Consider the following 12,984-nt stretch of genomic DNA (forward strand, 5'->3'; position numbering starts at 1 on the left):
AAAAGTTAAGTGCCTGAAGTTATTGCGTTTCCGTTACAAAGTTATGACGGAATCACTGGATTCCGGTGAAAAGATGGCACTTTGCTTTGATGTGCGCGCGGCTTGAACGCGATTGCGTCCGGCATCCTTGGCGCGGTACAGCGCTTCGTCGGCTAGGGTGGCCATCATCAGGCTGTCGGAGTCGTCGCACAACTCCACCAGCCCGGCGCTGAAGGTACACCACAGGTCATGCGGTTGGGCCGGGTAGTGAATTTCGGCAAAGCGCCCACGAATCTCATCCAGCACCTTGCAGGCCGATTCCAGGTCGGTATCGGGCATCACAATCGCAAACTCTTCACCGCCGTAGCGGCCGATGTAGTCGGTCTTGCGCAAGCGCTGTTTGAGAAACAGCGCCAGGCTCTTGATCACCCGGTCGCCCATGGGGTGGCCGTGGCTGTCGTTGACCCGCTTGAAGTGGTCGATGTCGAGCATGGCAAAGCTCAACGGCTTGTTCTCGCGGCGTGCGCGGAAGCTGCAGTCTTCGAGCAGTTGCAGGATATGGGTGTGGTTGTACAGGCCGGTCAGGCTGTCGCGCACCATCCGCGCCTTGAGGTTGCGCGCACGGGCCGCGCGGTTGCGCACGGTGGTGATCAGGTGGCGCGGCTTGATCGGCTTGGTGAGGAAGTCGTCGCCGCCTTCGCTCATGGCGTCCAGCTGTTTATCCAGGTCGTCCTCGGCCGACAGGTAGATGATCGGCACGCTGACGTAACGGTCGTTGTGACGAATCACCTTGGCCAGTTCGGTGCCGGTACAGGCGGGCATGTACATGTCGAGGATGATCAGGTCGGGCTGGAAATCCGCCAGCTCGGCCATGGCCTTGATCGGCTCGATCAGCGTGCGGGTGATGATGCCGGCACTGTTGAGCAGGCGCTCGGTGTGCAGCGCCTGCGCCCGTGAGTCGTCGATGATCAGCACTTTATAGGGGTCGTACTGCGCAACGCAGGTCAGCACTTCGATTTTTTCCAGCAGGCTCGAGGCTTCCAGCGTGCCGGTCAGGAACTCTTCGCCGCCGGCGCGCACGGCGGCGAGGCGGGTCGGGGTGTCGGTTTCATGCAGGCTGAAAAACAGCAACGGCAGCTTTTGCTCCAGGCCTTCCTGGGCCTCGGCGGCCAGTTGGAGGCCCAGGCCCGGGCCGCAGAAGTCCACGTCCATCACAATCGCCGACGGCAGGCGCTCGGCCATCGCCACACGATACGCCGCCACGCTGTCCAGGGACTGGGCGCTCAAGCCAAAGAATTCCAGTTGCTTGGCCAGGCGCTCGGCGCGATCGTGATCGGCCAGCATCACGTAGATCGGCTTGCGCATCGGCGGCAGGAAGGTTTGCTCAAGCTGGTCGCCCTGGCGCAGGCCGGTGCGGGACAGGCGTTGCATCAGGCGGTTGATTTCGGTGATCAGTTGGCTGCTCAGGCGGCCGCGATTGGCGTCCACCGCTTTGAGCGACTCGCCGATATGCTGGGCCAACTGGTGGTGCTCGGGCTGTTCGAAGCGTTCGGCGAAGCGCAGCAGTCGCAGGTTGGCTTCGCTGAGTTCGGAGAAGTCGACGTCGGACCATTCGCTGCGCTGCAGGCGCTGCCAGATCTCAAGAATTTGACGTGCCTGATGAATTACCCGCTGGGCAAAGTGCTGCTTGAGACGCTCACGGCTGGGGTCTTCTGGCTCGGTCATATCTTGACTACTAGTGAAGGTGCGTACTGAGGTCGACTAATGGCTCTATGCTAGCACCTCTTTTCGGTTCGATGAGTGTCATACGTCAATTAACTGCGTATCCCTGGCATTCAGTTGCTGACTCATTGGTCGCACAGCGAAAAAAACCTGCATCCTTTATAGTCGGATGCCCCCAGGTACGCCCATTGGATGACGGCTGTGCGATGAAAAGCCCCGCATTGACCGGCACGATGGGGTAGGGTTGCTGTCGGAGTGTTTGAACGCACGCCGTCGATTGAAGTGCATGAACTCAAGTGATTGAAAGGATATCGCCATGCTGGACTGGAAAAACCGTGCAGGCAGTGCCAAAGGCCCCGCCCCTGAACCCAAGTCGGGCAACCGCAGCTATTTGCGTAGCATGCTGATGAGCCGAGCGGTGCTCAGCGTACTTGGCTTGTATCTGTTGGTTACCGGTGCTTTGGGTTGGTACTGGAGCGAAGAGCCGGCGCTGTTCCCGGTCCAGCAGAACGCCCAGCTTGCCGCCGAAAAGGAAGGCAAGCAGATGGTGGTGGGTTACACCACCGTGGAAACCCTCAAGGCCGTGGCCGGCACCTTGCTGAACAAGCCCGGTGGCTATATTTCCAACGACCGTTTCCCGCCTGGCCTGTGGATGGACAACATGCCGAGCTGGGAATACGGCGTGCTGGTGCAGGTGCGCGACCTGACCCGTGCCTTGCGTAAGGATTTCGCCCGCTCCCAGTCGCAGTCGGCGGAAGACACCGACCTCGCCAAGGCTGAGCCGCGTTTCAACTTTGACAACAAGAGCTGGGTGCTGCCTTCCAGCGAGTCTGAGTACCAGGAAGGCATCAACTCCCTGAGCCGCTATGAAGCGCGCCTGTCCGACCCGAACCAGCGCGGCGCGTTGTTCTATGCGCGCGCCGACAACCTCAACAACTGGCTGGGCGATGTCGCCACGCGCCTGGGTTCGTTGTCGCAACGTCTGTCGGCGAGTGTCGGCCGGGTCAAGCTGAACACCTCACTGAAAACCGAAGCGCTGGCGCCGGGTCAAGTGCCGCAGCTCGATGAAGAAGTGGTGGAAACCCCATGGATGCAGATCGACAACGTGTTCTACGAAGCCCGTGGCCAGGCCTGGGCCTTGTCCCACTTGTTGCGCGCTATCGAAGTCGACTTTGCCGACGTGCTGGCCAAGAAAAACGCTACGGTCAGCGTGCGCCAGATCATTCGTGAGCTGGAGGCTTCGCAAGAGCCGGTCTGGAGCCCGATGATCCTCAACGGCAGCGGCTTTGGCATACTGGCCAACCACTCATTGGTGATGGCCAACTACATTTCCCGGGCCAACGCGGCCGTGATCGACTTGCGTCAACTCCTTAACCAAGGGTAATGATGGACGTGACTCAAAAGGAGGCCGCGCACCGCGCGGCCTCCGATGCGGAACTGATCTGCTGGGTCGACGAGCACGACAACCTGCTCGGCGCCCTGGTCCGGTCCGACCTTCGCCAGCGCGGCCTGATCGGCCGTTGCACCTTTATCTTCCTGTTCAACTCGGCAGGTGAACTGTGCGTGCATCGCCGCACCCTGAGCAAAGCCCTGTACCCCGGATTCTGGGACACGGCCGCGGGCGGGATGGTGGCGGACGGCGAGAGTTATGCCGATTCGGCCGCCCGGGAGCTTGAAGAAGAACTCGGCGTAGGCGGGGTGGAACTGGTTGAACACGACCATTTCTACTTCGAGGACGGCGACAGCCGGCTCTGGTGCAAGTCCTACGCAGCCGTATGGGATGGCGCGCTGAGCCTGCAGCCTGAAGAAGTCATGGAAGCGCGCTTTTTACCCCTTGAAATAGTCCTACAGGAAGCTGAACAAAAGCCCTACTGCCCGGACGCGCAAGAGGGCTTGCGCCGCTATCTGGCCTCACGTCGCTAAAGTTGTATAAATTGGCGCCATTTGGCCCTTAGCAAGTGGGCCTTTTGTGGTTACACTGCGCGACTTTTCACCCGAACCGCCTTGGCGGGTCGGTAGCGCTGCCCCTGCCTGAGTGGGGCTTCGCGGTCGGCAACCTCCTGAGCGTGTGCCGATCAGTCTTTGTCCTCACGAGAGGATTGCCGGTGGCCAAAAAAGCCGCATCCTTCGCCGCCCTCGGCGGCCTGGTATTTTCCACCGACGCAGGTCGACACTGCCCGGACTGTCGTCAGCCCGTGGACGCCTGTACCTGCAAACAAACCCTGATCCCCGAAGGCGACGGCATTGCCCGCGTGCGACGCGAGAGCAAAGGCCGTGGCGGCAAAACGGTGACCACCATCACCGGCGCGCCGCTGGCCGAAGACGCCTTGAAGGAACTGGCTACCACGCTGAAAAAGCGCTGTGGCACCGGTGGCGCGTTGAAAGACGGGGTCATCGAGATCCAGGGCGATCACGTCGAGTTGCTGTTGGCCGAGTTGATCAAGCTCGGGTACAAGGCCAAGAAGTCCGGTGGCTGAAAGCCTCTTCCCAGCCTGTGTCTAAACTCTGTCCTGCGAGTGGGGTCTGACCTTGCTTACAGGCAAATCGTCATTTTCATTCTTTAGACTGCGCCAGCCTCGAACGAGGGGCGGCGCCTTCGACTTCATTTATAGGGGACTTCGATGTCCGTACGACGCACACGCAAAGACGATGGCAGCCAATGGACAGTTGCGGACAGCCGCAGTGTTTACGGGATTCGCCATTGGGGGGCCGGGTATTTCGCGATCAATGATGCCGGTCGCGTTGAAGTTCGTCCGAACGGCCCGAACAGCACGCCGGTCGACCTGTACGAGCAAGTCGACGCGCTGCGCAAAAGCGGCTTGTCCTTGCCGTTGCTGGTGCGTTTTCCCGACATCCTGCAAGACCGCGTGCGCCAGTTGACCGGCGCATTCGACTCGAACATCGAGCGCCTGGAATACCAGAGCAAATACACCGCGCTGTACCCGATCAAGGTGAACCAGCAGGAAGCGGTGATCGAAAACATCATCGCCACCCAGGACGTGTCCATCGGCCTGGAAGCCGGCTCCAAGCCGGAACTGCTGGCCGTGCTGGCGCTGGCGCCGAAAGGCGGGACCATCGTCTGCAACGGTTACAAGGACCGCGAATTCATCCGCCTGGCGCTGATGGGCCAGAAGCTGGGTCACAACGTGTTCATCGTGATCGAGAAAGAGTCCGAAGTTGGGCTGGTGATCGAAGAAGCCGCCAACCTCAAGGTCAAGCCTCAGATCGGCCTGCGCGTGCGCCTGTCGTCCCTGGCGTCGAGCAAGTGGGCTGACACCGGCGGCGAGAAGTCCAAGTTCGGGCTGTCGGCGGCGCAACTGTTGTCGGTGGTCGAGCGCTTCCGCGCCGCCAGCCTGGACCAGGGCATCCGCCTGCTGCACTTCCACATGGGCTCGCAGATCGCCAACCTGGCCGACTACCAGCACGGGTTCAAGGAAGCCATTCGTTACTACGGCGAACTGCGCAACCTCGGCCTGCCGGTGGATCACATCGACGTCGGCGGCGGCCTGGGCGTGGACTACGACGGCACCCACTCGCGTAACGCCAGCTCGATCAACTACGACATGGACGACTACGCCGGTGTGGTCGTGGGCATGCTCAAGGAATTCTGCGACGCGCAGAGCCTGCCGCACCCGAACATCTTCTCCGAGAGCGGCCGTTCCCTGACCGCCCACCACGCCATGCTGGTGGTGCAAGTCACCGACGTCGAGAAACACAACGACGAAATGCCGCAGATCGAGAACAAGGAGAACCTGCCGGAAACCGTGCAATGGCTGGTAGACCTGCTCGGCCCGACCGACATCGAGATGGTCACCGAAACCTACTGGCGCGCCACTCACTACATGAGCGACGTGGCCACTCAGTACGCCGACGGCAAACTGACCCTGGCGGAAAAAGCCCTGGCCGAGCAATGCTACTTCGCCGTGTGCCGCCGCCTGCATAACTCGCTGAAGGCGCGCCAGCGTTCGCACCGCCAGGTGCTCGACGAACTCAACGACAAGCTGGCGGATAAATACATCTGCAACTTCTCGGTGTTCCAGAGCCTGCCGGATACCTGGGCCATCGGCCAGGTACTGCCGATCCTGCCGCTGCACCGTCTCGACGAAGAGCCGATGCGCCGCGCGGTATTGCAGGACTTGACCTGCGACTCCGACGGCAAGATCAAGCAATACGTCGACGAGCAGAGTATCGAGACCAGCCTGCCGGTACACGCGTTGAAGGATGGCGAAGATTACCTGCTGGGTATCTTCCTGGTCGGCGCGTACCAGGAAATCCTCGGTGACATGCACAACCTGTTCGGCGACACCGACTCGGTGAACATCTACCAGCGTGCCGACGGTTCGGTGTACAGCGCCGGGATCGAGACCCACGACACCATCGAAGACATGCTGCGTTATGTTCACTTGTCGCCGGAAGAGTTGATGACGCATTACCGGGACAAGTGCGCGAGCGCGAAGATCAGCGCCAGCGAGCGCACGCAGTTTCTCGATGCGTTGCGTCTGGGCCTGACGCGTTCGTCTTACCTGTCCTCATAAGTGCAGCGACCCGGCTCCAATGTGGGAGCCGGGCTTGCCCGCGATGGTGGTGTGTGAGGCAGTGATTTAACTGCCGATACCCCGCCATCGTAGGCAATTCCGCCCTTCCTTCAATTCCCGCCCAACCAAAGCCCCCGCCGCTTGAGTCGCCAGGCAATCGCCCAGAGCGTCAGACTGCGCACCGCCATGAACAGCAGAAAGGTTATCCACAGCCCGTGGTTGCCCAAACCCTGCAACGCCCAGGCGAACGGCAGCGTAATCAGCACTGTCAGCAGCATGCCATTGCGCATTTCCCGCGCACGGGTGGCGCCGATAAACAGCCCGTCCAGCAGATAACTCCACACCGCAATCAACGGCAGTACCGCGAGGTAAGGCAGGTAGATGTCGGCGGTTTCGCGCACGCTGGGGATATCGGTCTGCATGGCGATAAACAGATGGCCGGCGAAGCTGAACAGCAAGGCAAAACCGACGCTGGCGATCAGCGACCAACCGCAGGCGACGACCAGTGAGCGGCGCAACGCGTGGCGGTCATGGGCGCCGATGGCGTGGCCGCACAGAGCTTCGACGGCGTGGGCCAAACCGTCCAGCGCATGGGCGGTCAGCAACAGGCCATTGAGCAGCAGCGCGTTGGCCGCCACCGTGGCATCGCCCAACCGGGCGCCTTGTACCGTGATCATGAAAAACACCGACTGCAACGCCAGGCTGCGGATAAAGATGTCGCGGTTCACCGCCAGCAGCGGGCGCCAGCTGTGCCACCGTTGCAAAGCGGCCCAGGCGATATGCCCGGGGTAGGCGCGCAGGGCTTTTTGCGTGAGGGCCAGGCCGAGCAGTGCGCCGGTCCATTCGGCGATCACCGACGCCCGTGCGGAACCGACCACCCCCCAGTCCAGGCCGAGTACAAACCACAGGTTCAGGGCGATGTTGACCAGGTTGGTGGTCAGCAGGATCGCCAGCGGTGCGCGGGCGTTTTGCGTGCCGAGGAACCAGCCGACCAGGGCGTAGCTGGCGAGGGCCGCGGGCAGGCCGAACAGGCGGGTGTGGAAAAATTCGCGGGTCAGTTGGTTCAGTTCGGGGGAGGGTTGCATCCACTCCAGGGCCAGGTGACTCAGGGGGATGCCCACCGTGCCAAGCAACATCGCCAGCCCCAGCGCGAGCAACAGACCTTGCAGCAGGATTTGCCGCAGCGCCGCGCCGTCATTGCGCCCGGCGGCTTGGGCGGCGAAGCCGGTGGAGCCCATGCGCAGAAACCCCATGGCCCAGGCGAGGAAGGTATACAGGCTGGCCCCGACGGCGACGGCGCCCAGTTGGTGGGCGTGGGGCAGGTGGCCGATGACTATGCTGTCGACCAGGGCAACCAGCGGTACCGAGATGTTCGACAGGATCATCGGCGCGGCCAGGGCCCAGACGCGGCGGTGGGTTGGGCGGTGGCGCCAGTCGCTGAGCAGTGAAGTCATTTGGGCTCCTTGGGGGAGTGGCATTGTAACCGTCCCCCAGCACGCCGCAGAACCAATGTGGAATGGGGGGTTAAATGTGGGAGGGGGCTTGCTCCCGATGGCGGTGAGTCAGTCAGCTTATTTGTAGCTGACCCACTGCAATCGGGGGCAAGCCCCCTCCCACATTTAGCCCTCATTCCACATTTAGCCCCTCATTCCACATTTTGATCTCCAGTGATTTTGATCTCCGGTGATGTTGATCTTCGGTGTTTGTGGGATTTGGCTTGGGTCGGGGGATGCGAAGAACCAAACCGCCCTCCGTCGGTCAATGTGACCGGCGCCACAGCGGCTTGGCCGGCGCTGATATATAGTTCACCCCTCGGTTTCCTCTGACTACGAGTGCCTCATGCTTAACAAAGGACTGTTCCTGGCTTGTGCGCTGGCCCTGCTGAGCGCCTGCGATTCCTCCGATAAACCGGCTGCCCCGCCCGCCCCAGCAGCGAGCAGCGTAGCGCCGAAGGCAGCCAAGGCGGCGGTGGATGTGGCGGCGTTGAAGCAGCGGTATGCCGGGCGTGAGCTGAGTGTGGTGGACGTGTCGGAGGTGCAGTTGGACGGCGCCAGCACGTTGTCGGTGAGTTTTTCCATCCCGTTGGACCCGGAGCAGAAATTCGCCGACAAGTTGCATCTGGTGGACAGCAAGTCGGGCAAGGTCGACGGCGCCTGGGAGCTGTCGGATAACTTGATGGAGCTGCGCCTGCGCCACCTGGAACCGCAGCGCAAGTTGGTGCTGACGGTCGACCCCGGCGTGCGCGCGGTGAATAACAACCTGTTGCCCGCCGAGTACATCGCCCGCCTGGAAACCCGCGACCTGCAAGCCACTGTCGGCTTCGCCAGCCGTGGCACGCTGTTGCCCACGCGCCTGGCCGAGGGGTTGCCGGTGATTGCGCTGAATGTCGACAAGATCGACGTCGAGTTCTTCCGGATCAAGGCCGAATCCCTGCCGTCGTTCCTCGCGCAGTGGGGGCGCAACACCAGCCTGCAAAGCTATGAATCGCGCGAACTGCTGCCGCTGGCCGATCTGGTCTACGGCGGCCGTTTCGACCTGAACCCGGCGCGCAATACCCGTGAAACCCTGTTGCTGCCGATCGCCGGCCTCAAGCAATTGCAGCAGCCGGGTGTGTACCTGGCGGTGATGCGTGCGTCGGGCACCTACAACTATTCGCAACCGGCCACGTTGTTCACCTTGAGTGATATCGGCTTGTCGGTTCACCGCTACGCCAATCGCCTGGACGTGTTTACTCAGGCGTTGGACGGCGGCAAGGCGCTGGATGGCGTCGACCTTGAAGTGCTCGACGCCGAGGGCCGGGTGGTGGGCCAGGGCAAGACCGAGAAGGGCGGTCACGCCGAACTGCCGTTGCCGAAAAAGGCCCAGGTGCTGCTGGCCAAGCAGGGCGAACAGACCAGCCTGTTGCGCCTGGACAGTGCTGCCCTCGATCTGGCGGAGTTCGATATCGGCGGGCAACCGTCGCACCCGCTGCAATTCTTTGTGTTCGGCCCGCGCGATCTGTATCGCCCTGGCGAAACCGTGCTGCTTAACGCCTTGTTGCGCGACAAGGACGGCAATGCAGTTAAACCGCAGCCGGTGAGCGTCGAAGTGCGTCGCCCGGATGAGCAGGTTAGCCGTAAATTCGTCTGGGATGCCGACGCGTCCGGCCTCTATCAATATCAACTGCAACTGGCCGGCGAAGCGCCGACCGGGCGTTGGCAGTTGGTGTTCGACCTGGGCGACGGCAAGCCACAGTTGTATGAATTCCTTGTCGAAGACTTCCTGCCCGAGCGCCTGGCGCTGGAGCTCAAGGGCAGCGACACGGCATTGAGCCCGGCGGAGAACCCGGTCATCCAGGTCAATGGCCGCTACCTCTACGGCGCGCCGGCGGCGGGCAACCGGGTCAGCGGGCAGGTGTATGTGCGCCCGCTGCGCGAGGCGGTGAAATCGCTGCCGGGTTACCAGTTCGGCTCCGTCACCGAAGAAGAGCTGAGCCAGGATTTTGAACTGGATGAAAGCGTACTCGACGCCAAGGGCCAGGAAGCCCTGAGCCTGGAAAGCAAATGGGCCGACGCCAAGTCGCCGCTGCAACTGATCGTGCAAGCCAGCCTGCACGAATCGGGCGGACGCCCGATCACCCGGCGCCTGGTGCAGCCGATCTGGCCGGCCGAGCAACTGCCGGGTCTGCGCGGGCTGTTTGACGGCAAGGAAACCAACGGCGACGGCCCGGCGGAATTTGAAGTGCTGCTGGCCAACCAGGCCGGGCAGAAACTCGCCGCGAAAAACCTCAAGGTGCGCCTGGTGCGCGAGCGCCGCGACTACTACTGGAATTACTCGGAGAGCGACGGCTGGAGCTATCACTACAACCAGAAACTCCTCAACCTTGACGAGCAGACCCTGAACATCAAGGCCGGCGACACCGCCAAGGTCAGCTTCCAGGTGGAGTGGGGCCCGTACCGCGTCGAGGTCGAAGACCCGCAGACCGGGCTGGTCAGCAGCCTGCGCTTCTGGGCCGGTTACCAGGCCCAGGACAACACCGAAGGCGGCGCCGTGCGGCCCGATCAGGTCAAGCTGGCGCTGGACAAGCCCGCCTATGGCGACGGCGATACCGCCAACGTCACCGTGACGCCGCCGGCGGCCGGTAAAGGCTACCTGCTGGTGGAGTCTGCCGAGGGGCCGCTGTGGTGGCAGGAAATCGACGTGCCAGCCGAGGGCAAACGTTTCGCCGTGAAGCTCGACCCGAAATGGGCGCGTCATGATCTCTACGTCAGCGCCCTGGTGATTCGCCCTGGCGAGCGCAAAGCCAACATCACCCCCAAACGGGCGGTGGGCCTGCTGCACCTGCCGTTGGATCGCACCCAGCGCAAACTTGCGCTGACCCTCACCGCCCCGGAAAAAATGCGCCCCAAACAAGCGCTGACGGTGAAAGTCGCCGCAAAAAATGCCGATGGCAGCGTGCCCAAACAGGTGCATGTGCTGGTGGCGGCGGTGGACGTGGGCATCCTCAATATCACCGAATACCCGACGCCCGATCCGTATTCCAGCTTGTTCGGCCGCAAGGCGTATGGCGTGGACCAGTTCGACATCTATGGCCAACTGATCGAGGCCGGCCAGGGGCGCCTGGCGAGCCTGGCCTTCGGTGGTGACGCTGCGTTGGCCAAAGGCGGCAAACGCCCGGACACCAGCGTGACCATCGTCGCCCTGCAAAGCGCGCCGGTGACGTTGAACGAGCAGGGCGAGGGCGAAATCAGCGTCAATATCCCGGATTTCAACGGTGAGCTGCGCCTGATGGCCCAGGCCTGGAGTGATGATCGCTACGGCATGGCTGAAGCCAAAACCGTGATCGCCGCACCGCTGATTGCCGAATTGTCTGCGCCGCGCTTCCTTGCGGGTGGCGACCAGACCACCTTGGCGCTGGACCTGTCCAACCTGTCGGGCAAGGCGCAAAAGCTCGATGTGCAACTGAGTGCCGAAGGGCAGTTGGAGCTGGTCAACGGTGGCGCGCAATCGGTTGAACTCAAACAAGGCCAGCGCACCACGCTGCGCATCCCGGTGAAAGCCTGGGGCGGCCTGGGGCAAGGCAAGTTCAAGGTCACGGTGAACGGCCTGGACCTGCCCGGTGAAAACCTGCCGCCGTTCAGCCGCGAATGGACCCTGGGCGTGCGCCCGGCCTACCCGGCCTTGCTCAAGCAGTATCGCGCGGTGCTCAAGGAGCAGCCGTGGAGCCTACCGGCGGGCGCGCTCGATCAGTTCGACAGCTCGGGGCGCGAGGCGTTGCTGAGCCTGTCGAGCCGGCCGCCGTTGAACCTCGGCGCGCAAATCACTGCGCTCAAGGCTTACCCCTACGGTTGCCTGGAGCAGACCGCCAGTGGCCTGTACCCGTCGCTGTATGCCGACGATGCCTTGCTCAAGCGCCTGGGCGTCAAGGGCGAGCCGGACGCCGAGCGCAAACGCAAGATCGAGCTGGGCATCGAACGCCTGCTGGGCATGCAGCGCTACAACGGCAGCTTTGGCTTGTGGGGCGCCGATGGCGAAGAGGAATACTGGCTGACCGCCTACGTCACCGACTTCCTGCTGCGCGCCCGCGACCAGGGCTTTGCCGTGCCGCCGGACGCCTTGAAAAAAGCCAGTGAGCGCCTGCTGCGTTATGTGCAGGAGCGCAACCTGATCGAAGTCGACTACAGCGACAACGCCGAGCACACCCGCTTTGCCGTGCAGGCCTACGCCGGCCTGGTACTGGCGCGCAGTCAGCAGGCGCCGTTGGGCGCGTTGCGCAGTCTGTTCGAGCGGCGCAGCGATGCGCGTTCCGGGTTGCCGTTGGTGCAACTGGCCATCGCCTTGCAGAAAATGGGCGACCAGCCGCGCGCCGATCAAGCCTTGCTCGCAGGGTTGGCGGCGCAACGCAATGCCAAGGAATGGCTGGCCGACTATGGCAGCCCGCTGCGGGACCAGGCGATGATCCTGGCGCTGCTCGAAGAAAATGACCTGGCCAAGGGCAAGCGTGAAGAGCGTTTGTTTACGCTGTCGGATCAATTGGCGGCCAGCCCGTACTTGTCGACCCAGGAACGTAATTCGCTGTTCCTCGCCGGGCGCCTCGGGTTCGCCCAGCCTGAGTCGAATTGGCAGGTGTCGCTCACCGGCAGTGGCGGCGTGCGCGAATTGAATAATCAACAGTCGACGTTGGCGTTGGTCGGCGCGCTGCTGTCCAGCGACCTGAGCCTGAGCAATCAGGGCGAGACGCCGGTGTACCAGCAGTTGACGATCTCGGGTTATCCACAGGTGCCACCGGCTGCCGGCGGCGACAACCTGAGCATCCGCCGCGAATACCTGGGCATGAACGGCCAGCCGCTGAACCTGCGTAGCCTCAACAGCGGCGATCTGGTGCTGGTGCATCTGGCGGTGAGCGCCAAGCAGCGCGTGCCGGACGCCCTGGTGGTGGACCTGTTGCCGGCGGGCCTGGAGTTGGAAAACCAGAACCTGGCGCAAAGCGCCGCAAGCCTGGAAAACGCCAGCAGCCAGGTGAAGGAATGGCGCGAGTCGATGCAGAACGCGTCACTCAAGCATCAGGAGTTTCGTGATGACCGCTATGTGGCGGCGATGAACCTGGATGGCTATGGCACCACGCACTTGTTGTATCTGGCGCGGGCGGTGACGCCGGGGACGTATCGGGTGCCGCCGCCGCAGGTGGAGTCGATGTATCGGCCGAACTGGCAGGCGGTGGGGGAGACTCCGGTGGATTTGGTGATCAAGGGGCGGTGAGCGCGATGTG

The 12,984-nt window shown here is 62.6% G+C and carries 7 protein-coding genes; 5 read left to right on the forward strand and 2 right to left on the reverse strand.

Going from position 1 to position 12,984, the window contains the following annotated elements; translation table 11 throughout:
• Positions 1-33: 33 nt before the first annotated feature.
• Entirely contained in the window at positions 34-1,704 is a 1,671-nt protein-coding gene (locus tag ACP7CJ_RS11435) for a diguanylate cyclase (protein ID WP_276196325.1), read from the reverse strand.
• Positions 1,705-2,101: 397 nt separating this feature from the next.
• Between ACP7CJ_RS11435 and ACP7CJ_RS11440 the strand changes: the two genes are divergently transcribed.
• The 4 genes from ACP7CJ_RS11440 to speA all read left to right on the forward strand — a co-directional run bounded on the left by ACP7CJ_RS11440 (position 2,102) and on the right by speA (position 6,236).
• Positions 2,102-3,085 (forward strand): DUF2333 family protein, encoded by a 984-nt coding sequence (locus tag ACP7CJ_RS11440; RefSeq protein ID WP_426100493.1) that lies wholly within the window; start codon positions 2,102-2,104, stop codon positions 3,083-3,085.
• Positions 3,086-3,087: 2 nt separating this feature from the next.
• Entirely contained in the window at positions 3,088-3,624 is a 537-nt protein-coding gene (locus tag ACP7CJ_RS11445; RefSeq protein WP_247400113.1) for an NUDIX hydrolase, read from the forward strand.
• A 182-nt stretch (positions 3,625-3,806) separates the two neighbouring features.
• Positions 3,807-4,178 carry a translation initiation factor Sui1 gene (locus ACP7CJ_RS11450; RefSeq protein ID WP_247400115.1) on the forward strand — a complete coding sequence of 124 codons (372 nt, stop codon included), beginning with the start codon at positions 3,807-3,809 and terminating at the stop codon, positions 4,176-4,178.
• A gap of 144 nt (positions 4,179-4,322) precedes the next feature.
• On the forward strand, positions 4,323-6,236 hold the full coding sequence (gene speA / locus ACP7CJ_RS11455) for an arginine decarboxylase (protein ID WP_276196327.1): 1,914 nt from the start codon (positions 4,323-4,325) through the stop codon (positions 6,234-6,236).
• A gap of 110 nt (positions 6,237-6,346) precedes the next feature.
• On the opposite strand, the gene ACP7CJ_RS11460 is transcribed toward speA, so the two are convergent.
• Complete coding sequence (locus tag ACP7CJ_RS11460; RefSeq protein WP_247400135.1) at positions 6,347-7,690, reverse strand: MATE family efflux transporter; 1,344 nt, start codon at positions 7,688-7,690, stop codon at positions 6,347-6,349.
• Positions 7,691-8,075: 385 nt separating this feature from the next.
• Here ACP7CJ_RS11460 and ACP7CJ_RS11465 point away from each other — a divergent pair, with 385 nt between their 5' ends.
• Positions 8,076-12,974, forward strand: a complete 4,899-nt coding sequence (locus ACP7CJ_RS11465; RefSeq protein ID WP_426100323.1) for an alpha-2-macroglobulin family protein — start codon at positions 8,076-8,078, stop codon at positions 12,972-12,974.
• Positions 12,975-12,984: the final 10 nt, after the last annotated feature.

The organism is Pseudomonas sp. PSPC3-2 (genome assembly GCF_049897085.1).
In the GTDB taxonomy this organism is placed as follows: Bacteria; Pseudomonadota; Gammaproteobacteria; order Pseudomonadales; family Pseudomonadaceae; genus Aquipseudomonas; species Aquipseudomonas paraveronii.